Raw genomic sequence first — 22025 nt, forward strand, 5'->3', positions numbered from 1 at the left:
AAAGAGATTAGAAATAAGCTAGTGTAGAGGAGAAGCCTTCATGATACCCATTTCGTCCGTGCTGGAGTCACGGGAGCAACATTTCTTAGAAACGAAAGAGCTGCTGGAGTCGCAGCAATTCACGCTTGGCGGCAATTGGGAGTATGCTGCTGGTTCCTTTGACCGAGCGCTTGATGATGCGCATAAAGTTTGGCTTCGCATTCCTTTTGAAGTCATTGCTGGTCATATCGATGTTGGGGAAAAAGATAATGAGGCGAGGATCATGATGGGCACCCCTTATGTACTTAAGCATGAGTACCGAGAAGGAAATGATCCGGAAGCATCCGTACGTGTAGCAGGAGCGCTGTTCGATCAATTTCAATCGCCTTCAAATCCGGATGCTGAGGTAGAACCAAAGTGGATCGATCGCGCAAAGGATGCATTGAATGAAGTGGAGCAGCTTTTTCTGCATTGATTTTCATCGTAAAAGGGTTCGAAAAAACGTTGCCAAAATCATTTGGGAGCGTTTTTTTTATTTCTGTTTAAATTCCTTTTAAGTTTGTTTTAAGGTAGAATGTGCATGATAGAACTATATCAAATAACATGTTTCCGGATAGAGTGCCAATTGGACGCATGATGCAATAAGATTCAAGGAGGAGAACGTACATGGACGATCAAAACAACAAAAAGGGATTCGACGATTTCTTTCGGAAAAATGAAGAGGGGCACGGCTCAGCTGATAGCAATGAAAGCGGGATTGACTCATCACAGCAAATCTCAAATGAGTCACAGGAGCAGCCAGCAAAGCCATCTTATTATTATTCGTATGGGCCATATAAGGCGAATTCACAAGAGGGAGGAAATCCTTCCACTGCTGGCTACGGATCGGATAAGCCTAAGCTGATACAAGATCAGCCTTATGGCAATACGCATGAAACGCAAACACAGGCATCTAGTACAGAGGAAGCGCAAGTGCAGTCAGATTCAACTTTGGAATCCGAGCGCGCGAGATCGCAATCGTCTATACAATCGCAAATTCGGACGTTTACTCCATCGCCGCAGTCCTCTAAAGGGCCATGGCAAGTAAGGGAACCGCGTCGGACGTCCTTTAAAGCCATTTTTTCATCGTTTTTAGCAGGTGTTCTCGTAGTGGGCACCTTGATGTATACAGCGGATATAAACAACTGGTTCACGAAAGAAGCTGCTTTAACATCAAATACACAATCTAGCGGATCGGGTTCATCTGCTTCTGCGGGTACTACCAGCAACGGCGGCGCGTCTACAGTTGCGGCTAGACCAGACAATATTGCTCAATTGTTCGAGACTGCTAGTCCGGCGGTAGTTAAAATCGAAACATTCGTTAATACCGCAAAACGCAACAATAGCAACATTATGCCCGATGATTCGTTTTTCCGCCAATTTTTTGGCGATGATTACCCGGGAACAACAGAGCCGGATGCAGGACAAAAGAATGAAGAAGGCAATATGCAGCAATCAGGCATCGGTACCGGATTTTTCTTCGATTCAACGGGCTATATTTTAACGAATCAGCACGTAATTGGAGAATCGGATCAAATCAAGGTTATCGTTCAAGGTTATGATAAGCCATTCACGGCTGAATTGCTGGGTTCAAGCTATGAGTTAGACTTAGCAGTACTTAAAGTAACAGGAGATAAAGCGTTCCCGACACTGCCGCTAGGCAACTCCGATAATATTAATATTGGTGACTGGGTTGTTGCTATCGGTAACCCATACGGCTTCGATCATACCGTTACTGTTGGCGTATTAAGTGCCAAAGAACGTCCTATTGATATTCCAGATACGCAGGGTGCACGTAAATACGAGCATTTGCTGCAAACGGATGCTTCCATTAACCCAGGTAACTCTGGCGGTCCGCTTCTGAATGTAAACGGGGAGGTCGTTGGTATTAATACAGCAGTAAGCTCGCAAGCACAAGGCATTGGCTTCGCGATTCCGACGAGTACGATTCAAGATGTGCTTGAAAATCTTAAAAACAACAAGACGATTCCTAAGCCAGCCTCACCATATATTGGAGCTGAGCTTCAGGATGTAACGGAAGACATTGCGAAGCAGTTAGGAATGGATAAAGTAGAAGGATCTATCGTTCGCAATGTATACTATAATTCTCCAGCTTATTTGGCTGAATTGCAGCAGTTCGACGTCATCGTCGGCATTGACGGTAAGAAATACGCAAACACGCAAGCTCTTATTGATCAAATTAAAACAAAAAAAGTCGGCGATAAGATCGAGCTGAATATTTTGCGTAAAGGCAGTGCAATGAATTTGAAGGTTGAGATCGGTGATAAGAATACGCTAGGCGCTCAATAATGCCTTAAGACGATGGATAAGAACAAAAAGCGCAGAGAGACAGCAGGCTCTGTGCTTTTTGCTGCAAATAGAGGGGGACAAGCAGTTGAGACAACATATAGTAGTCGTAGATGATGATGAAAAAATTATTTCTTTGCTTCGCAGAAGCTTGGCGTTTGAAGGTTATGAGGTGACAACGGCTGCTAACGGTATGGAAGGGCTGAAGGTGCTGCTTAAGACGGAGCCGGATCTGCTCATTCTTGATGTAATGATGCCTCAAGTGGATGGCTGGGAAGTTTGCCGCCGTGTGCGCGAGGGAGGCAGTACGGTACCGATTATGATGCTGACGGCAAAGGATGATATCAATGACCGGGTAAAAGGGCTCGATCTTGGAGCTGACGATTATTTGGTCAAGCCGTTTGCACTGGAGGAGCTGCTTGCGCGGACACGTGCTTTGTTGCGCCGCAAAGCAGACAAGATAGAACAGTCAAGCAATCAACTGCTCTATGAGGATTTGATTTTGGATATGGATGCTAGGGAAGCGATTCGTTCGGGACGGCGAATTGAGCTGACGTCCAAGGAGTATGATTTATTGCTGTTATTCATGCAAAATCCTCGTCGAGTGCTAACGCGTGATGCGATTATGGAGAAAATTTGGGGTTATGACTTCAGCGGAGAATCGAATGTGCTGGAGGTGTATATCGCGATGCTGCGCCAAAAGGTAGAGGACGGAGGCAAAAACCGACTCATTCAGACGGTTCGCGGCACCGGTTATGTGCTTCGCGGAGAGGCGGGTTAAACATATGTCTATAAGGCTCAGGCTGACACTTTGGTATTCGGGTTTGCTTGCGGTTACATTGATCGTTTTCGGGATATTTATATATATTTTTGTTAATTGGAATACGTATGCTGAGATTAAAGAACAAATGTTGGTTCAAAATAGTAAAATCAATGTTATCGGTGCAACTAATTTTCTAGATGAAACTTTGGATTTAATAGTAGGTCCTCAATTTCGAATTGACAAAAAAGACATGTATATTCAATTGGTAAATTATAAGGAAGGCGCTATTAAGCAATCAAACAACTTCCCTTATGAATTTGTTATACCATATCCTGAGGTCAATACTAAGCCTAAGAAGGGTTTTGTTAAAATCCACGTCGAAATTAACAAAAACAAATATGCTATGCTCACATATCAGCGACCTGTTTATTTAGAGAGTGATAACAGCTTAGTGGGATTAGTCCAAGTGGGTGTATTTTCATATAATGAGGAACGATTCCTGAATGGATTACGTACTATTCTGATTTTTTCATCATCAATTGTTGTTTTTATAGCCTTTACAGTAGGGCTATTGATCGCACGTCAGGCGCTTCGTCCAATTGAACGCGTCATTCGTGCTACGGAGCAAATTGAGAATGGCTCAGATCTCAGTGTGCGTATTCCTGTCATGGGACCGAAGGATGAGATTGGAAGGCTTGTAAGTACGTTAAACGTGATGCTCGCGCGTTTGGAGATGGCGTACAATGAACTGGATGAAGCTTACAAGGCGCAACGCAGATTTGTATCCGATGCCTCTCATGAGCTGCGGACGCCGTTGACGACGATACGAGGGAACATTGAGCTGCTTGAGCGGATGTGGACGCGAGTTCGCGAGACGAACAAAAACATCGATACGGGTGAGTGGCTGCCGTTGGACTCCGATCGTTGGGATATGTCTAAGGAGGCGATGAGCGATATTTCTGCTGAGGCGATCCGAATGAGCACGCTCGTTAACGATCTGCTGGCGCTTGCAAGAGCTGACGCCGGTTATACGATGGAGAAGACGCCGCTGGACCTGCTGCCGCTTACAGAGGAGGTTGTGCGCAGAGCGCAGCTGCTCCCGCGTACAGCTGAATGGAAGCTTGGCGATCTATCGGCATTGGATGGGGTACGCGTCAATGCCAATCACAATTATTTGCAGCAGCTGTTGTTTATTTTTATTGAGAATGCATTCAAATATACGTCGGAAGGTTCGGTTGAGCTGAGCGCAGTCAGAAGAGAGCAGCAAATCGGCTTCGTTATCCAAGATACGGGAATTGGGATGAATCCGGATGAAATTCCTCATATTTTCGAACGCTTCTATCGAGCGGACGAATCGCGAGGAGTTACTGTTGGTACAGGTCTTGGTTTATCCATTGCAAAATGGATAATTGATGAGCATAAAGGCTCTGTAGAAGTGCTCACTAGCGAAGGAAATGGCACGAAGTTTACGATTTGGCTGCCAATTAGCTTTTCTGACACGTCTCATTCGTCTATAATAGTAGCAACGGATGAAATGAAGGAATAATAGTTGTTACGCATATCCGGTCAGAAAGCAGGTGCAATGAATGGAAATCGTTAGAATATCACCGCGTGGTTATTGCTATGGCGTCGTCGACGCGATGGTGCTGGCTTTGCAAACGGTCAAAAACTTGGAGCTGCCGCGACCTATTTATATATTAGGCATGATTGTCCATAATGCGCATGTAACAGAAGCATTCGAGCAGGAAGGTGTCATCACGCTTGATGGTGCCAACAGACTCGACATTTTGGATCAAATCGAACAAGGCACCGTTATCTTTACAGCGCATGGCGTCTCGCCAGAAGTACGGCAGCGTGCTCGAGAAAAGGGACTTTCCGTTGTGGATGCAACATGTCCTGACGTTACGAGGACACATGATCTCATTCGCGATAAATCGGCAGAAGGCTATCATATTATTTATATTGGCAAGAAGGGCCATCCTGAGCCTGAAGGAGCGATCGGCGTTGCGCCGGAGCAGGTTCACCTCATCGAACGGGAAGAGGAAATTGCTGCGCTTAATGTGCCGGAAGGGCGCATTCTTATAACGAACCAAACGACGATGTCACAATGGGATATTCGTCATGTTATAAGCAAGCTTCTTGAGCGTTATCCTACTGCAGAGGTTCATAATGAAATTTGCATGGCAACTCAAGTTCGTCAAGAGGCGGTAGCAGAGCAAGCAGGGGAAGCGCAGCTTACGATCGTAGTTGGCGATCCGCGAAGCAACAATTCCAATCGTCTAGCGCAAGTGTCAGAGGAAATTGCAGGAGTGAAAGCTTACCGCGTTTCCGATGTATCAGAGATTGAACAGGAATGGCTAAAAGGTGTCGATCGTGTTGCGGTTACATCCGGTGCTTCTACGCCGACGCCGCTCACTAAAGAGGTCATTACTTATTTGGAGCAGTATGATCATAATAATCCTGAGACATGGGAAATCCGTCGTACGGTTAATATGAATAAGCTGCTGCCTAACGTTCGAGTGAAGTCGACGCCTGCGGCATCTGCAACGGCAACCGCTGAGAAACCTGAATAAATAGCTAACATGAAAAGTGAGATGAAACTAATGAGTGATGCAGGAAATGCATCATGGATTGGTATCATCTCCTTTTTTATTGCGACAAGGGTTGACGGAAATAAGTTTATCTTGTATATTTACTTTAGCGATTAAAAGCGTAGAAGCTTAAAAGCTACGAAGCTTAAAAGCCATGAAGTGAATATGTGTTCAAGTTAGAAAGCTAGATAAGACGCACGGAGCAAGCGAGGCTTGGCATTACCAAGCGAATGCTTGCAGATATTATTTTTCCAAACCCCCAATTATATTAAGGAGTGATCCATATGATCGTTATAACTAATTCAAATATTGCAGAAGAACGCATTACAGAAATTGTTGCTCATATCGAAAGAGCAGGTGTTCAGGCACATGTATCAAGAGGAACCGATCGGACGGTCATTGGTATTATCGGCAAAGCCGAGCCTACGCTTGCTGAGCATTTGCGTCAAATGAAAGGTGTGGAAAACGTTATTAAGATTTCAAAATCGTACAAGTTAGCAAGTCGTGACTTTCATCCAGACGATACGGTTATTGACATAAAAGGTGTGAAAATCGGCGGAAGCAACCTCGTTATTATGGGTGGTCCTTGTGCGGTTGAGACACCGGAGCAGATTGATGAGATTGCTCGTTTGGTCAAAGCGGCTGGCGGGCAAGTGCTGCGCGGAGGCGCCTTTAAGCCTCGTACAGGGCCATACAGCTTCCAAGGCGTAGGTGTAGAAGGTCTTGTTATGATGGCGGAAGCGGGCAAGAAACATGGGCTTCTGACGATTACAGAGGTTATGACGCCAGAGTATGTAGATGTTTGTGCGGAATATGCAGACATTCTTCAAGTGGGTACGCGCAACATGCAAAACTTCGATTTATTGCGCAAGCTTGGAACGATTCAAACGCCAGTACTGCTTAAGCGCGGATTCAGCTCAACTTATGATGAGTTTTTGAATGCAGCTGAGTACATTTTGGCGGGTGGAAATCCAAATGTCATGTTGTGTGAGCGCGGAATCCGAACATTCGAAACTTACACGCGCAATACGCTCGATTTAACAGCGATTCCTGTGCTTCAATCCCTCAGCCATTTGCCTGTTATTTCTGATCCAAGCCACGGAACAGGCCGTCGTGAGCTGGTAGAGCCAATGTCCAAAGCTTCGGTAGCGGCTGGTGCGAACGGTTTGATCGTTGAAATGCATACCGATCCAGATAACTCGATGACGGGCGACGGGGTACAATCGTTGTTCCCAGATCAATTCGCTAATTTGTTGAAGGACTTGGAGAAGCTTGCACCTATCGTAGGCAAGCAATTTGATACGCCGAAAGCTCCAGCAGACGCATTTAAGGAATGGAAAATCTAACATAACGTCAAACGAAGCTTTGCCATCTCAGGATGGCAAAGCTTTTTTTTGTTTGTGTAACCGCTATCAAAAAGCCTTATATGTACAAGGATTTCAGCTTTTATTTTGGAGGATTTGTGAACAACCGGACAAACTTGTAAGTATACCTAACATGAGTTCAAAAAATACCTTACATAGCTATTGACGGAGATTGAAGGCTAGTTTTATAATAACGACATGGATTTGGAGCAATAATTGAACAATACCTGTTCAACACTACGCTAATGTTCGGAAATGGAGGAAATTATAATGTCAGTTCAAAATGTTTTGGACAATATTAAAGAAAACAGCATTATGTTTGTAGATTTCCGCTTCGTGGATCTTCTAGGTCATGCACACCACATCACGCTTCCTGCTGCTGAGGTTGATGCTGATACTTTTGTAAACGGGGTAGCTTTTGATGGATCTTCGATCCAAGGTTTCCGCGGTATCGAAAATTCCGACATGGTAATGATGCCGGATACTGAATCCGTATTTATTGATCCTTTCACTGATCATCCTACACTGAACGTTATGTGTAATATTCATACACCTGATGGCGATCGCTATGACCGTGATCCACGCAGCATCGCTCAAAAGGCTGAAGAGTATCTTCAAACAACGGGTATTGGTACGACAGCATTTTTCGCACCAGAACCTGAATTCTTTATCTTCGACGAAGTTCGCTATGAAAGCACAATGAACTCATCTTCCTATGTTGTTGAATCCGAGGAAGCTGGCTGGAACACGAACCGTAAAGAAGAGGGCGGAAACCTTGGTTCGAAAATTCCAGTTAAAGGCGGCTATGTTCCAGTAGCTCCAGTTGACTCCCAACAAGATATCCGCAGCGAGATGGTTCGTCTCTTGCAGGAATCAGGCCTTCGCGTTGAACGTCATCACCATGAAGTAGCAACTGCTGGTCAAGCAGAAATCAACTTCCGTTTTGACACATTGACAAAAACAGCCGACAATCTTATGAAATTCAAATATATTATTCACAACACTGCTCGCCAATATGGAAAAACGGCTACTTTCATGCCGAAGCCACTATTTGGTGACAATGGTAGCGGTATGCACGTGCATGCTTCTATCTTCAACGGCGACACTCCTTTGTTCTATGACAAAGGCGCTTATGCAAACCTAAGTGAAATGGCTATGCACTACATCGGCGGCGTGCTTTACCACGCTCCGGCTTTGATCGCAATCACAAACCCAAGCACGAACTCATTTAAACGTCTTGTGCCTGGTTACGAAGCGCCGGTTAACCTTGTATTCTCGAAAGGTAACCGTTCCGCAGCAGTTCGTATTCCGATTGCAGCTGTAACACCTAAAGGCTGTCGTATTGAATTCCGTACGCCGGACAACACTGCTAACCCTTACCTTGCGTTTGCAGCTATGCTGCTTGCTGGTTTGGACGGCATCAAGCGTAAGCTTGATCCAGTTGCTCTTGGTTACGGCCCTTTCGACAAAAACATCTACGAATTGCCAGAAGAAGAGAAAAAAGAAATCCGCAGCGTTCCTGGAACGCTTGACGAAGCGCTTAACGCTCTTGAAGCAGATTCCGATTTCTTGACAGAAGGCGGCGTATTCTCTAAAGACTTCATCGACAACTACGTTGCAGTAAAACGTCAAGAAGCTAAAGCTGTAGCAATCCGTATTCATCCGCATGAGTTCAGCCTTTACTACGATTGCTAATCCAATCGTTAAGAAATATAAGAAACGGGTCCTTCTAGGACCCGTTTTTTTATGTATTATAAGAAATAATGAACGAAAACCGAATGTTTTTTGTCGGTATTGCGACATACGTTCGACTTTTTATTTATTTAATATGTGGAATACACTTGATGCAGCCCTTCAAAATTGCTATCATAACCATATCATAAATAAAGAAACAGAGGTGGGTATCCGAAGATGACACGAGCATTTAATTTTAATGCAGGACCAGCCGCAATACCACTTGAGGTGCTGAAGCAAGCCCAGGAGCAATTTGTTGATTATCAGGGCGCAGGGATGTCCATTATGGAAATGTCTCACCGAAGCAAAATGTATGAAGAAGTGAACAATGAATCGCAAGCCTTGCTTCGTGAATTGTTCGGAATTCCAGAAAATTATGAGGTACTCTTGCTGCAAGGCGGCGCTAGCACGCAGTTTGCTATGCTTCCTCTAAATCTTCTGCAACCTGGCAAGCCAGGAGCTTACGTGATGACGGGGGCTTGGGCTGACAAAGCGCTTAAAGAAGCGAAACTTGTCGGAGAAACAGTCATTGCTGCATCGACAGAAGCTGACAAATTTATGCGTGTGCCGACTTTGTCGGAAATTGAAGTTCCTAGCAATGCTTCGTATCTTCATTTAACATCGAATGAAACGATCGGTGGAACACAGTTCCAAGAGTTCCCAGATACGGGCGATGTACCGCTCATTGCGGATATGTCCAGTGATATATTGAGCAGACCGATTGATGTGAACAAGTTTGGTGTAATTTATGCTGGCGCACAAAAAAACCTTGGGCCATCAGGCGTTACCGTTGTCATCATTCGTAAAGATCTTATTGAAAATAGCTCCAAAACGATTCCAACCATGTTCCGTTACAGCACGCATGCGAAGAGTGGCTCGCTGTACAATACACCACCGTCTTTCTCAGTGTACATGGTGAAGCTGGTTCTGGAGTGGATTAAAGCTAAAGGCGGGGTTGCTCAGCTTGAGCAATACAACCGCGACAAGACGAAGCTGATCTATGATGCTATCGATCAAAGCAGCGGCTTCTACACGGGCTGTGCGCAGCCGCAAAGCCGTTCATTGATGAATATCACTTTCCGTATTCAGACGGAAGAGCTTGAGGCTCAGTTCGTTAAGGAATCGTTGAAAGAAGGTTTTGAAGGCTTGAAGGGACATCGTGATGTCGGCGGCCTGAGAGCATCAACCTATAATGCTGTGCCGCTTGCGAGCTGTCAAGCGCTAGCGCAATTTATGGCTGATTTCCAAAAACGGAACGGTTAATAAACGGTTTTGGTTTTGCCTATATCGTTGCTAGAATAGAAAAAAACCGCCTTCGCTTCTAAATAAGAAGCAGGCGGTTTTTTTAGTATAGACGTTACAAGTTCGTTAAGCCTGTGCTAGGGTGCTCTCAGCAACGTGAGGACCGTTTAATTTATATCCGACATTGCGAACGGTCATGATATATTCTGGCGTGCGTGCGTTTTTCTCGATTTTGTCACGCAGATGGCTTATATGAACGTCGACGATTCGTGTGTCACCGAGGAAATGGTAATCCCAAACGCCATGGAGCAGCTGCTGGCGACTGAGTACTTTTCCTTTATGGCGGCAGAGAAACAATAAGAGCTCAAATTCCTTTGGTGTCAGCTCAACGGATTTGCCGTCTATGAATACTTCACGCTGCTCAACTTGAACTTTCAAACGGCCAATATTGAAGGTTGTGTCATCGGCAGTGCCAGGGAGCGATTGAACACGACGGAATATAGCTTGAATACGGGACACAAGCTCCTGTGGGCTAAATGGTTTTGTCATATAATCATCGGCACCATTATCAAGACCAGCTATTTTATCGGTTACGTCTTGCAGTGCAGTCAGCATAACGATCGGTACAGCATTGCTTTGCTTGCGCAGCTCGCGGCAAACTTGGAGTCCGTCCATTTTTGGCAGCATGAGGTCTAGAACAATTAAGTCGGGACGGAAGGGCTTAAGCATGTCGAATACAGCTTCACCATCACCTACGCAACGTACATCATAACCTGCCAGTTTTAAGTTAAATTCAATCAGCATTGAAATAGATGGTTCGTCATCCACGATTAATATTTTTTTTCGCATGATTCAGCTCTCCTCCATGTGCTTCCGCCTAGTATGGTTCTATTATGAAGGTTGAAATTATGCTTAAGATTAACGGTACGTAAAGTGGGTGTAAAAATATTAGTCATTTTCGTGTATAATAGGCAAAATGAGAGGTGAGAAATAAAACTATGCCATTTCATATTGTTTTGGTAGAACCAGAAATTCCGGCAAACACGGGTAATATTTCACGCACGTGCGCTGCAACCGGCACTATTTTGCATCTAGTAAGACCGCTTGGCTTTGATACGGATGATCGTACTTTGAAAAGGGCTGGCCTCGATTACTGGCATTCCGTTCATATTGAGTATCATGACTCCTTCGAAGAGGTGCTCGAAAGTTATCCGCAGGGCCGCTTCTTCTATGCAAGCACAAAAGCAAAAAAGCCGTATTCACAGTTCGAGTATCAGGATGGCGATTTCTTTGTGTTCGGGAAAGAAACAAAGGGTCTGCCACAGGAGCTAATAGATGCGAATATCGAAACTTGCATTAGAATGCCGATGACAGACACCGTACGCTCGCTCAACTTGTCCAATTCTGCGGCAATTATTGTGTATGAAGCGCTCAGACAAAATGATTTTCCAGGTCTCGATTAAAAATGTTAATTTATTTATCATTTTTTGGAATTTTTTTGCTCTGAAAAAAAGAATTATAGCAGGATATTAAGAAATTATGAATTTAGGAAGGAAATGCAGAAGTACCATCGAAAGACTATAACGCAGAGGTTTCTCAAAAATAGCTTGCGAAACCAGACACAGAAGAGGTGAAAGTGATGAAACCAGCAGGTGTAGTAAGAAAAGTGGATCAACTCGGACGTATTGTACTTCCAAAATCATTACGTAAACGTTATTTGATGAACGAGGGCGATCCCGTTGAAATTTTCGTCCAAGGTGACCATATCATTTTGGAGCGTTACCGTCCAAAGTGTGTTTTTTGCGGATCAATGGTTGAGGTTCGTGATTTCAAGGATCGTTATGTTTGTGGTGTTTGTATGGAAGAAATGGCAGTTCTACAACGCTAATCAGCGTTATGGCATGCCGTTTTAACGAAATGAAGCTTCCCGAGAAGAGTGTTGACGCTCTTCGGGAAGCTTCGTTTTTTTGTTGCGCTTGCTATAAGCGGATACAGCCGGCTTATAGTCCTTTTGTTTTGTCATCATTGTAGGAGCTGGTAAGCATCGCAACAATGAACAATGCAAACACAGTCATAACGATAATAAAGTTCATCTGTGGGACACCTCCAAGTAAGCTGTCTTTATTATAACCAACGACGGCAAAAAAGAAAACTTTAAAAGTTGTGAACACATTGTTAACATAGAGAGTATAAGCATAGCAATATAGCTTGCGAGGAGGAGCAATCAATATGAATTATCGTTTTTCATCTAGAGTGTCACAGCTTAAATCATCTGCGGTTAGGGATATACTAAAGCTGACGCAAGGTAAGGAAATGATCTCGTTTGCTGGGGGCCTTCCAGCTGAGGAACTGTTCCCAGTACAAGCAGTACGTGAAGCAGCCGACCGCGTATTTACTGCAGGAGCAAGCGCATTGCAATATGGTCTAACAGCTGGGTATTTGCCTCTGCGGGAGCAGCTGTGCGAGCGTATGGCAGTTAAGCAAATGCATGTTAATCCAGAGCAAATGATTCTGACAACAGGATCACAGCAAGCGATTGATTTGCTCGTTGGTGTACTTACGGAACCTGGCGATGTAGTCTTGGTTGAGAAGCCTACTTACTTGGCAAGCTTGCAAGTATTCGCACTTCATGGTTTAAAGGTAGTAGCTGCGGAGAGTGATGAGGACGGCATCATTCCTGAGGATGCAGAGCGCCTCATTCGCGAGCATCGTCCCAAATTGCTTTATGCCGTACCGACCTTTGGCAATCCTACGGGACGTGTCTGGAGTGTTGAGCGCAGGAAGAAACTGCTTGCACTTTGCAAGCAGAATCAAATGCCTATTATCGAAGATGATCCCTATGGAGACATAAAATTTGATGAGAGTGAGCAATTCCCTACACTGTTTTCATTAGAAGGACAAGTAGAGGGCGGAGCGGTTTTTTATACGAGCACGTTTTCCAAAACAGTAGCGCCTGCTCTTAGGGCAGGATGGGCAATTGGGGATAGCGAAGTCATCAACATGGTTGCCAAGGCTAAACAAGCTGCTGATCTTCATTCGAGTACGATAGATCAACAAATATTAAGTCAGCTGCTTAAAGGATTTAATCTCGATGACCATATTAGGCTTATTTCCAAATCATATGGCGAGCGTATGCTTGAAATGCATGGGCTCCTTGAGCGCCAGGGGATAGAGGGCGTCAATTGGGTGAAACCGAAGGGCGGCATGTTCCTATGGCTGGAGCTACCTGACGGTTTGGATGCAGAGGCACTCCTGCGTTGTGCGGTTCAAAAAGGAGTTGCGTTTGTACCGGGCAGCTCGTTCTATGCCGATCATCCACAGCGCAACACGGCAAGGCTGAACTATACGTACAATACAGGAGCGCGTACAGAGCAAGGTGTATTGCGGTTTGTTGAGGCGCTCGGCGAATTTACGGCGCGGAGCTAACCGAGGCTGCCCACTCAGCGATAACATTTTCATATTCGGAAAGTGCAGCCGCGCCTTCCGGGCGCAGGCTGTATTTGCCGCGCTCGATGCGATCGAACCAGCCGTAATAATTGCTGCGCAGCGTCTCTCCACTTCGTCTATAGCCAGTAATAGCTGCCACCTCGCGCGGAGCTAAAGGCCCCGAGGTGTGAAGCGCATAAGCGCAGCGCAGGGCCTTCTCGCGGTAAGCTGTAACAAGTTTGCGACCTGTGCTGCCGCCGACGTTATAGTCGCCGCTGCGTTCTTTAAACTCGGTGAGCAGCTGCGCTTGCTTCTTGCGCCTTACACTGCGCAGCGGCGGGTCGCCCGGCTGGCATAACCAATCGATGACCGGCGGCTTTGTTTTATAGAAGGTGACGGTCATAAATCCGAGTCCAAGCATTCGGCACAGTTCCGTCAGATCTCCAAAACGTTGGTTGTGCGCACCGCTTTTCGTTCGGTTTCGTTCAACAGCCAGCACGACATGGCTATTTAATCGCAGACGTTCAACCCCTTGCAGAAGCAAGGCGAGGTTGAACGTTTTTTTCATTTCGACAATTATCGTATCGGCTCGCTCAGGATGAATAGCGACCAAATCGCAATGGAGGACCTCGCTTTTCACCATATACCCAAGCTGCTCATAGTACTTTTTTATAGGTTTGTAAAGCTCTTCTTCTCTTGCTACTGCCACTGTTGCTGACTCCTCTCCGGTTCAATTCCATTGATGCTTATGCTTCATTATAACAAAGGATTTTGCGCGCTTGTCGTTTTTTGATGGATGATGGACAAAAATAGTGTGCAATTATCTCCTCGAATAAGCATAGGAATGTAATACCTCAATAAAAGTTGGCACCACTCGATAGAGCGTCTAGAGACAAATCCCGGGCGTAGAATGATAAGTGGAATGCGGAAGCGATGGGAGGAGGCACGGTATGGACATTTTCAAGCGAATATCGGAGTATCAGGCTGAGAGCGAGAAACTTGCTTGGACAGGAACATTCAAGGATTACATTGATTTGCTGAGGAAGGACCCGTCCCCGGCCATGACTGCACATTCTCGCGTTTATGAAATGATTGAATCTCATGGGGTGGAAGTTGTAGGAGGCAATAAGCAGTATAAATTTTTTGATCAAGAGATTTTTGGGCTAGATCGCGCGGTCGAGAAACTGGTTGAGGAGTATTTCCATTCATCAGCTCGCAGGCTGGAGGTTCGCAAACGGATTTTGTTATTAATGGGGCCTGTAAGCGGAGGGAAGTCGACGATCGTTACAATGCTCAAAAAAGGTCTTGAGCGCTTCTCCAGAACAGAACGAGGAGCCGTTTATGCGATTAAAGGCTGCCCGATGCATGAGGATCCGCTCCATCTTATTCCTCATGAGCTTCGTCTTGATATTGAAAGGGAGCTTAGCGTACGGATTGAAGGCAATCTATGTCCTTCATGCCAAATGAGGCTTTCAACGGAATACAGCGGCGATATTGAAAACGTACTCGTCGAGCGAGTGTTTATTTCAGAGGATAATCGTGTTGGAATCGGCACATTCAGTCCATCCGATCCGAAATCACAGGATATTGCTGATCTCACTGGAAGCATTGATTTCTCTACGATAACGGAATATGGATCTGAATCCGATCCTCGTGCATATCGGTTTGACGGAGAGCTTAATAAAGCAAACCGCGGATTAATGGAATTTCAAGAAATGCTCAAGTGCGATGAGAAGTTTTTATGGAATCTGCTCTCATTGACGCAGGAAGGCAATTTTAAGGCAGGACGATTCGCTTTGATTAGCGCGGATGAGCTCATTATTGCTCACACGAATGAATCGGAGTACAAATCGTTCATAAGTAATAAGAAAAACGAGGCTCTGCATTCCAGGATGATCGTTATGCCGGTTCCTTATAACCTTAAGGTTTCCGACGAAGAGAAGATTTATAAGAAGCTGATCGCTCAGAGTGATATGCGGCATATTCATATTGCTCCTCATGCTCTGCGTGCCGCTGCAATCTTCTCCATTTTAACAAGGCTTAAGGAAACGAAGAAGCAAGGCATGGACTTAGTGAAGAAGATGCGGATGTATGATGGCGAGGAAGTGGAAGGGTTTAAGGAAGCGGATTTGAAGGAAATGCAGAACGAATACTTAGAGGAAGGCATGACAGGTATTGATCCGCGCTACGTTATTAACCGAATTTCCAGCGCGCTCATTAAGCAGGATACACAATGTATCAACGCGCTCGATGTGTTGCGTGCACTTAAGGAAGGGCTCGATCATCATCCCTCCATTACGAAGGATGAGCGTGAGCGGTACTTGAATTTCATCTCGGTGGCGCGCAAGGAATATGACCTGCTGGCGAAAAAGGAAATTCAGAAGGCATTCGTATATTCCTATGAGGAATCTGCTCGCACCTTGTTTGAAAATTATTTGGATAACATTGAATCGTATTGCAATTGGGCCAAAATCAAAGATCCGTTAACAGGTGAAGAGATGGATCCGGATGAGCGTCTCATGCGTTCCATCGAGGAGCAAATTGGCGTCTCCGAAAATGCGAAAAAAGCGTTCCGCGAAGAGATATTGATCCGAATTTCCTCTTATTCGCGGAAAGGGAAGAAGTTCGACTTTACGAGCCACGAACGTTTGCGCGAGGCTGTGGAGAAGAAGCTGTTTGCTGATCTGAAGGATATTGTCAAAATAACGACGTCTACAAAAACACCGGATGAGAGCCAATTGAAGAGAATTAATGAAGTAACAAAACGTCTTATGGATGAGCATAGCTATTGCCCGGTATGCTCGAATGAATTGCTTCGTTATGTAGGTAGCTTGTTGAATCGATAAATGATCGGCCTGAGTATTAGAGAAGCTGATAGACAATTGTCTATCAGCTTTTCTTTTCTTCCTCTATGTTTAAAAAGATTTTATTATGATCATACTGTTTCTTGAATGTTTTCCGATATAATAGGTAATAGTGATCTACTATATACCGAAGGAGTCGGACTAATTTGATCAATTTATCAGCAGAGCGAAAGAAACAGATAGAATACACGGGTATTACAGAGCAGGATCTCAAAATTTTAGCGGAATGTAAGCCTATTTTTCAAAATATTGTCCATGAAGTGGTCGACCGATTTTATGAAAGTATTGGTAAGCAGCCGGAGTTGGTTGCTATTATCTCTAATGTAAGTACCATTGATCGATTAAAGGAAACGCAGATATGGTATTACATGTCGCTTACCGAAGGGGTAATCGATCAATCATATATTGATAATCGAATTAAAATAGGCGCTGTCCATTCCCGAATTGGATTGACGACGGACTGGTATTTGGGTACATATATGACTTACCTGGACATATCGACGAATGTATTGAAACGAGTTCTTCCTGAACGCTGGAAGGATGTCGTACATGCTTTGACGAAATTGTTTAATCTGGACTCGCAATTCGTGCTTGAAGCTTATAACCAGCATGAACAGAAGAAAATTCAAGAGCTGGCGGATAATCGTTCCAACATGCTGACTACCGTTACGAGTGCTGTACAGGAGCTTGCTTCACTTATGTTTGAATTGGATGAGGGTGCACAATCCATCGCGGCAACTGCGATTTCAACTTCGCAATCCCAGGATAAGACGCATACACTATTGGGTGAGCTTCGTGAGGAGCTTGACGGCATTAACGAAATGGGAACCTTGATTCGCGGCATATCGGATCAGACTCATTTGTTAGGTCTTAATGCTGCAATTGAAGCGGCGAGAGCAGGCGAGAATGGGAGAGGTTTCGAGGTTGTTGCGAATGAAGTGCGGAAGCTGGCCGCTTCATCACGGAATGCGCTTGAAGGAATACAGTCCAAGCTGGAGGAAATCGATAAGAAGCTAACCGCCGTACGACAAGAATCGGAGCAGACTTCGGTTGAAGCACGTAATCAAGCGGCTCGTTCGCAGGAACTGGCTTCCTTCGTTAACATGGTCGATAAGGTCACGAAAGACTTACAACAATTAAACCAATCCTAAAATAAAACGCAGCCTAGAAAAAGCAGGAATTCTCTCATCCGAGGGTTCCTGCTTTCGTGTTATGTAAGTTGACACAATATTCAGAATTTAGTATGATTATCCTAACATTCAGATCCATTCTTGCTAAAATTGTTAAGTTTTTTAACATAAAAATAACATTATTGATCAAATGTTTAACTTGCTAGTACCAAAATGGTACAGCGGCCATCTTGAAGGAGGCGGTTGTCATGTCGACGGCCAAACAGTCGCAATCGCAATATTACGATGCTCAGACCTTTTACGATGAAATGTTCGACAAGGACTTTTCTGTTCGTGCCCACTACGAAAGTGTTCATCGTTTATTCGGAAGAATGAATGAAGCTGAGCTAGCTGTTCGGCAAAATGCGATTAATCAAAGAATGATGGAGGAGGGTATTACCTTCACTCTGTATAATGGTGCGCAAAATGAGCCGCTTGAGCGAACGATTCCGTTCGACTATATCCCTCGCGTCATACCTAAGCATGAATGGGAAGGTGTTGATCGAGGCGTAAGGCAGCGAATCCGAGCGTTGAATGCATTCCTTCATGATGTTTATCACGGACAAAAAATTGTTGCAGACGGTATCATTCCTCGTAGAATGATTGTTTCAAATACTTATTTTCGGCCTGAAATGGCTGGTCTACATGTTCCATGCGGTGTATATATTACAGCATCGGGCATTGATTTAATTCGTGATGAGAAGGGCCGGTATTATGTGCTGGAGGATAATTTGCGATCTCCATCTGGTTTTTCTTATCTATTTAAGGGCAGAACGTTAATGAATGAGCTGTTTCATGATTTGTATTTATCGAATTCAGTACAAAGCATTGACCGCAGCTTAAATTGTTTCCTAAGCTCGCTTCGCGCTCTTTCTCCTAATGGCAAACGCGACCCCCTCATCGTGTTGCTTACACCCGGTGCTTATAACTCAGCGTATTACGAACACACCTTTTTGGCGCAGCAGATGGGCATTCACCTCGTTGAAGGCAGGGACCTCGTATACAAAGACCACAAGATTTATTTGCGCGATTTACGCGGACTTCGTCAAGTTGACGTCATTTATCGGCGCATTGATGATGATTTTCTTGACCCGCTTGCCTTTCAGCCTGATTCCTTCCTTGGAGTGCCTGGACTCATGAATGCTTATCGTGCCGGCAATGTAGCTATTGCCAATGCACCAGGAACCGGAGTTGCGGATGATAAAGCCGTTTACGCGTATGTTCCCGACATGATTCGTTACTACTTGGGGGAGGAGCCACTTTTGCATAACGTTCCAACGTACATTTTATCGCGCAAGGAAGAACGTGATTATGTGCTTGATCATTTGGATCAGCTCGTTGTGAAGGAGACATCGCTCTCTGGAGGTTATGGCATGCTGATTGGTCCGAGCGCTACATTGCCTGAGATTCATGCATTTGCCGAAGCGATCAAACGAGAACCTGAACGATACATCGCACAAACGACAATGAAGCTGTCGCGAGCGCCGGTTATGCTTGATGGCGGCATGACGCCTCGGCACATTGATTTACGAGCTTTTGCATTGATGGGGGAAGAGACACATGTCATTCCGGGTGGTTTAACGCGTGTTGCGATGAAAGAGGGTTCGCTTGTAGTCAACTCTTCACAGGGCGGCGGAGTTAAGGATACGTGGGTCCTAAATCGATAATTAACAGGAGGGATTGCAATGCTGAACCGGAATGCAGAAGCATTGTTTTGGATTGGTCGCTACATGGAACGGGCTGAGAACCACGCTAGATTAATTGATGTTCATTACCATCTTCAAGTTGATGAGGATACGACTAGCTTAAAAGCAAGGCTGGAGGGCGATGTGACTGAGCCTTACTCGAAATGGGCAAGAATCGTAGATGCCCTAGGCAGTCGAGAGGCTTATGAACAGCAATACAGCAGCTACAACGAACGGGATGTTCTCTTCTATACGACGCTTGATCGTGATAATTCCAATTCTTTAGTTTCCTGCGTCAGTCATGCTCGAGGTAATCTTCGAACGCTGCGTGAAAAGGTTCCGAGTGAAATGTGGGATGCAACAAATGCCTTCTACTTGTGGCTGCGGGAGAAGCAGCCGGATGATATGCTGCGTGAATCTCCGCATTTGTTTTTCGGACGAATCAAGGAGTGGACGGCACTTTTTCAAGGGGTCAGCCAATCGGTTATGCCAAGGGAAAATGAATGGCATTTCATTGAATGCGGGAGGTACTTGGAGCGCTCTGAGAATACGCTGCGCATCATTAAAGCAGTGGGCAATGCAGCGAGCGGCGAGGGTTGGGACAATGCGAGGGCATATCCGTATTTGCAGGCCGTATTGCGTTCGGTTAGCGGATATCAGGCATTTCGTCGTTATTATGCAGATGGTATCTCTGTGGAGTCCATCGTCGAATTTGTAGTTCTAAATGGCGTGTTTCCGCGATCTCTTCATTTTGCGCTGCATACGCTTGATGATCATATGCGGCATATTGAGCTGCAGGATAAGCAGCTGCGTACAGCACACGAAAAAGTAATCCGCCAAGTGGGTAAGGTGAAGGCGGATTTGGCATGTCTGGAGCGGGAGGATATGGTTATTGATCGTAACGGAACGATCGTTGCTCATTTGCTTGAAGCTTGTCAACAGCTTGGAATGGCTTTCGCTAAAACCTTTTTTCGGATGGGGGAGGCAAGCGCATGAAGCTGAGTATTTCACATGTGACGCGGTACGAGTATGCAGAGTCAGTGACGGACAGTGTCAATGAAATTAGACTTACGCCAAGCACAAATGAAAGACAGTCTTGTTATCAGCAGGCGATTTCTATTGAGCCGAACGCCTCATTGTTCACTTATGAGGACTATTTTGGCAACCGTGTTCATGCCTTCTCGGTAAATGGACCGCATAAACGACTTACCATTCGGACGACTATGACCGTTGTAACGAAGCAGGCACCAACGTCGGAAGAACGTGAACAATACTTAAGCAAGCGTCCACCAGAGCAGGCATGGAATTGGCTCAGAACAGATGACGCTGCCAACCGTTTCACTGAGTTTTTGCTTACGACTGAATATACAGCTGTGACGTCCGAGGTGGAGCAATTTGCTCATGAAATTTTTAGCTCAGACGAGAATAGTGGGGCAAGCGTTCTCGATTGGCTAAGTGCTCTGTCGACAAAGATTAGGAACGAATTCATCTATGATCCTGAAGCGACAGATGTAAAGACAAAAACATCGGATATGTTTTTGAGCAAACGAGGCGTATGTCAGGATTTTGCGCATTTGATGATCGCTAGCTGCAGAGCAATCGGCATCCCTGCCAGATACGTAAGCGGCTATCACTTTGTAGGAGATCTACAGGGAGGAAGCGCTGATTTCGAGCAGGCTTCACATGCTTGGGTTGAAGCTTTTGTACCTGGATTAGGTTGGTGCAGCTTTGACCCGACCAATGTTGATCCTGTTGGCGAGCGCTATGTAAAGCTCGGACATGGGAGAGATTATAAAGATATTGTGCCGGTTAAAGGTGTATACAGAGGAACAGGCGAACAAATATTGCATGTATCCGTTGATGTAAGAAATGTTGAGGATTAAACAATGAAAAATCAAATGTAAAGGGAACAGTGAGCCGCTTGTGCAGGATGCGGATGACTGTTCCTTTTTTGTGTGGAAATAAATCGTTATTCCCCTGATTTGGATAAGAAAAATGCTTCTTTAATGACAGGAAGCTGCATTTACCACGTATGAATGCTTTGGATTTGCAGATCTTATGACTAGGGCCTTCCAGAGGAAATAGCCAACTATTGAAAACAGCTTTATTTTTCCCATGTATGAATGAGCGCATTTAGTACAACTTATTATCATCAAACAGGAGGTGTTATGTAGTGAAAAAGCATTTAAAACCGGTACTTACTACAGTAATGGTGCTTGCTATTGGCTTTTCGGTATCAGCATGTGGACAAAACAATACTGTGAAGCAACAATCGATGAGAGCCAAAAACGATCTGCATCGAATAGAGACAAAAACCGTTCCTTATGGCACTAATATGACAGATAGAAGAATTAACAATTTGGATAACAGAGCGTATGGTGTGGATCCTTTATTGAATAATAATAACAATTATCCGTATAGTGCTAATCGTACCTATGGCGTAGATGGAGACGGTATGAATGGCATAGATGGATCTATACACAAATATGGTGTGGATCATAATAAAAGCGCCAGTCAGTTAGCCAACCGTGCGAAATCGGTCAGCGGTGTAAAAAAAGCAACAGTCGTTATTCATAATAAAGATGCTATCGTAGGCCTGGATGTTGATAATATAGGCAAAAAAGCAATTATCGAGAAACAAGTACATGCTGCGTTAAAAGGACAATACCCAGAGTACAACTTTCATGTAACGTCCGATCAAGGCATGCATAAAAAAATACAAACGATGAACACTAGTATGACTAATGGACATCCATTGAAAACATTAGCTAATGACGTGACTACCATTATTCGAGATATCGGCAATGCAATAACGGCTCCGCTTCGTTAATCTACACTTGATATCGGCAGCTCCACATGGAG

At 44.8% G+C, this 22025-nt stretch carries 19 protein-coding genes and 1 pseudogene; 18 read left to right on the top strand and 2 right to left on the bottom strand.

Annotation, left to right across the window (positions count from 1 at the left end):
* Positions 1-40 precede the first annotated feature (40 nt).
* The 8 genes from AC787_RS03550 (at position 41) to serC (ending at position 10040) form a co-directional block, all read left to right on the top strand.
* Complete coding sequence (locus AC787_RS03550; RefSeq protein ID WP_054023529.1) at positions 41-454, top strand: YugN family protein; 414 nt, start codon at positions 41-43, stop codon at positions 452-454.
* A 191-nt stretch (positions 455-645) separates the two neighbouring features.
* Entirely contained in the window at positions 646-2328 is a 1683-nt protein-coding gene (locus AC787_RS03555; RefSeq protein ID WP_054023530.1) for a S1C family serine protease, read from the top strand.
* Between the two features lie 85 nt (positions 2329-2413).
* Entirely contained in the window at positions 2414-3106 is a 693-nt protein-coding gene (locus AC787_RS03560; RefSeq protein WP_054023531.1) for a response regulator transcription factor, read from the top strand.
* Between the two features lie 4 nt (positions 3107-3110).
* Positions 3111-4634, top strand: a complete 1524-nt coding sequence (locus tag AC787_RS03565) for a sensor histidine kinase (protein ID WP_054023532.1) — start codon at positions 3111-3113, stop codon at positions 4632-4634.
* A 40-nt stretch (positions 4635-4674) separates the two neighbouring features.
* Positions 4675-5661, top strand: coding sequence for a 4-hydroxy-3-methylbut-2-enyl diphosphate reductase (locus tag AC787_RS03570; RefSeq protein ID WP_054023533.1), 987 nt, complete (start codon positions 4675-4677; stop codon positions 5659-5661).
* Between the two features lie 302 nt (positions 5662-5963).
* On the top strand, positions 5964-7025 hold the full coding sequence (gene aroF, locus AC787_RS03575) for a 3-deoxy-7-phosphoheptulonate synthase (RefSeq protein WP_054023534.1): 1062 nt from the start codon (positions 5964-5966) through the stop codon (positions 7023-7025).
* 288 nt (positions 7026-7313) lie between these two features.
* The gene (gene glnA / locus AC787_RS03580; RefSeq protein ID WP_054023535.1) at positions 7314-8738 is read left to right on the top strand and encodes a type I glutamate--ammonia ligase; all 1425 of its coding nucleotides are present in this window, start codon (positions 7314-7316) and stop codon (positions 8736-8738) included.
* 216 nt (positions 8739-8954) lie between these two features.
* Entirely contained in the window at positions 8955-10040 is a 1086-nt protein-coding gene (gene serC / locus AC787_RS03585) for a 3-phosphoserine/phosphohydroxythreonine transaminase (protein WP_054023536.1), read from the top strand.
* A gap of 105 nt (positions 10041-10145) precedes the next feature.
* Here the strand turns inward: serC and AC787_RS03590 are convergent, their stop codons facing one another.
* On the bottom strand, positions 10146-10868 hold the full coding sequence (locus tag AC787_RS03590; RefSeq protein ID WP_054023537.1) for a response regulator transcription factor: 723 nt from the start codon (positions 10866-10868) through the stop codon (positions 10146-10148).
* Between the two features lie 149 nt (positions 10869-11017).
* On the opposite strand from AC787_RS03590, the gene trmL reads away from it, so the two are divergent.
* From trmL to AC787_RS03605, 3 genes are all read left to right on the top strand, one after another.
* Positions 11018-11482: a tRNA (uridine(34)/cytosine(34)/5-carboxymethylaminomethyluridine(34)-2'-O)-methyltransferase TrmL gene (trmL, locus tag AC787_RS03595; RefSeq protein ID WP_054023538.1), complete on the top strand. Its 465-nt coding sequence runs from the start codon at positions 11018-11020 to the stop codon at positions 11480-11482.
* 176 nt (positions 11483-11658) lie between these two features.
* Positions 11659-11907: an AbrB/MazE/SpoVT family DNA-binding domain-containing protein gene (locus tag AC787_RS03600; RefSeq protein ID WP_054023539.1), complete on the top strand. Its 249-nt coding sequence runs from the start codon at positions 11659-11661 to the stop codon at positions 11905-11907.
* Positions 11908-12248: 341 nt separating this feature from the next.
* The gene (locus tag AC787_RS03605; protein WP_054023540.1) at positions 12249-13445 is read left to right on the top strand and encodes a PLP-dependent aminotransferase family protein; all 1197 of its coding nucleotides are present in this window, start codon (positions 12249-12251) and stop codon (positions 13443-13445) included.
* Here the strand turns inward: AC787_RS03605 and AC787_RS03610 are convergent.
* Positions 13429-14154, bottom strand: coding sequence for a DUF2161 family putative PD-(D/E)XK-type phosphodiesterase (locus AC787_RS03610; protein ID WP_054023541.1), 726 nt, complete (start codon positions 14152-14154; stop codon positions 13429-13431). The two genes, AC787_RS03605 and AC787_RS03610, sit on opposite strands and share 17 nt — an antisense overlap.
* A gap of 241 nt (positions 14155-14395) precedes the next feature.
* Here AC787_RS03610 and AC787_RS03615 point away from each other — a divergent pair, with 241 nt between their 5' ends.
* The 7 genes and pseudogenes from AC787_RS03615 to AC787_RS03640 all read left to right on the top strand — a co-directional run bounded on the left by AC787_RS03615 (position 14396) and on the right by AC787_RS03640 (position 21993).
* Positions 14396-16291, top strand: a complete 1896-nt coding sequence (locus AC787_RS03615) for a PrkA family serine protein kinase (protein ID WP_054023542.1) — start codon at positions 14396-14398, stop codon at positions 16289-16291.
* A 164-nt stretch (positions 16292-16455) separates the two neighbouring features.
* Positions 16456-16911, top strand: a pseudogene (locus tag AC787_RS35270) (protoglobin domain-containing protein); the annotation flags it as partial.
* Between the two features lie 96 nt (positions 16912-17007).
* Positions 17008-17460 (top strand): methyl-accepting chemotaxis protein, encoded by a 453-nt coding sequence (locus AC787_RS35275; protein ID WP_414730965.1) that lies wholly within the window; start codon positions 17008-17010, stop codon positions 17458-17460.
* 227 nt (positions 17461-17687) lie between these two features.
* Positions 17688-19145 carry a circularly permuted type 2 ATP-grasp protein gene (locus tag AC787_RS03625; RefSeq protein ID WP_054023544.1) on the top strand — a complete coding sequence of 486 codons (1458 nt, stop codon included), beginning with the start codon at positions 17688-17690 and terminating at the stop codon, positions 19143-19145.
* A gap of 18 nt (positions 19146-19163) precedes the next feature.
* The gene (locus tag AC787_RS03630; protein WP_054023545.1) at positions 19164-20159 is read left to right on the top strand and encodes an alpha-E domain-containing protein; all 996 of its coding nucleotides are present in this window, start codon (positions 19164-19166) and stop codon (positions 20157-20159) included.
* The gene (locus AC787_RS03635; RefSeq protein ID WP_054023546.1) at positions 20156-21046 is read left to right on the top strand and encodes a transglutaminase family protein; all 891 of its coding nucleotides are present in this window, start codon (positions 20156-20158) and stop codon (positions 21044-21046) included. The genes AC787_RS03630 and AC787_RS03635 overlap by 4 nt, the downstream gene beginning before the upstream one ends.
* 290 nt (positions 21047-21336) lie before the next feature.
* On the top strand, positions 21337-21993 hold the full coding sequence (locus AC787_RS03640; RefSeq protein WP_054023547.1) for a YhcN/YlaJ family sporulation lipoprotein: 657 nt from the start codon (positions 21337-21339) through the stop codon (positions 21991-21993).
* The last annotated feature ends 32 nt before the right edge of the window (positions 21994-22025 follow it).

The sequence above is a fragment of the Bacillus sp. FJAT-28004 genome (assembly GCF_001280845.1).
Classification (GTDB): domain Bacteria; phylum Bacillota; class Bacilli; order Paenibacillales; family Paenibacillaceae; genus Pristimantibacillus.

Bases quoted from the DNA above. Each gene is read 5' to 3' on its own strand.
- AC787_RS03550 (WP_054023529.1), top strand. From the start codon at position 41: ATGATACCCATTTCGTCCGTGCTGGAGTCACGGGAGCAACATTTCTTA.
- AC787_RS03555 (WP_054023530.1), top strand. From the start codon at position 646: ATGGACGATCAAAACAACAAAAAGGGATTCGACGATTTCTTTCGGAAA.
- AC787_RS03565 (WP_054023532.1), top strand. From the start codon at position 3,111: ATGTCTATAAGGCTCAGGCTGACACTTTGGTATTCGGGTTTGCTTGCG.
- AC787_RS03570 (WP_054023533.1), top strand. From the start codon at position 4,675: ATGGAAATCGTTAGAATATCACCGCGTGGTTATTGCTATGGCGTCGTC.
- aroF (WP_054023534.1), top strand. From the start codon at position 5,964: ATGATCGTTATAACTAATTCAAATATTGCAGAAGAACGCATTACAGAA.
- glnA (WP_054023535.1), top strand. From the start codon at position 7,314: ATGTCAGTTCAAAATGTTTTGGACAATATTAAAGAAAACAGCATTATG.
- serC (WP_054023536.1), top strand. From the start codon at position 8,955: ATGACACGAGCATTTAATTTTAATGCAGGACCAGCCGCAATACCACTT.
- AC787_RS03590 (WP_054023537.1), bottom strand. From the start codon at position 10,868: ATGCGAAAAAAAATATTAATCGTGGATGACGAACCATCTATTTCAATG.
- trmL (WP_054023538.1), top strand. From the start codon at position 11,018: ATGCCATTTCATATTGTTTTGGTAGAACCAGAAATTCCGGCAAACACG.
- AC787_RS03600 (WP_054023539.1), top strand. From the start codon at position 11,659: ATGAAACCAGCAGGTGTAGTAAGAAAAGTGGATCAACTCGGACGTATT.
- AC787_RS03605 (WP_054023540.1), top strand. From the start codon at position 12,249: ATGAATTATCGTTTTTCATCTAGAGTGTCACAGCTTAAATCATCTGCG.
- AC787_RS03615 (WP_054023542.1), top strand. From the start codon at position 14,396: ATGGACATTTTCAAGCGAATATCGGAGTATCAGGCTGAGAGCGAGAAA.
- AC787_RS35275 (WP_414730965.1), top strand. From the start codon at position 17,008: ATGTTTGAATTGGATGAGGGTGCACAATCCATCGCGGCAACTGCGATT.
- AC787_RS03625 (WP_054023544.1), top strand. From the start codon at position 17,688: ATGTCGACGGCCAAACAGTCGCAATCGCAATATTACGATGCTCAGACC.
- AC787_RS03630 (WP_054023545.1), top strand. From the start codon at position 19,164: ATGCTGAACCGGAATGCAGAAGCATTGTTTTGGATTGGTCGCTACATG.
- AC787_RS03635 (WP_054023546.1), top strand. From the start codon at position 20,156: ATGAAGCTGAGTATTTCACATGTGACGCGGTACGAGTATGCAGAGTCA.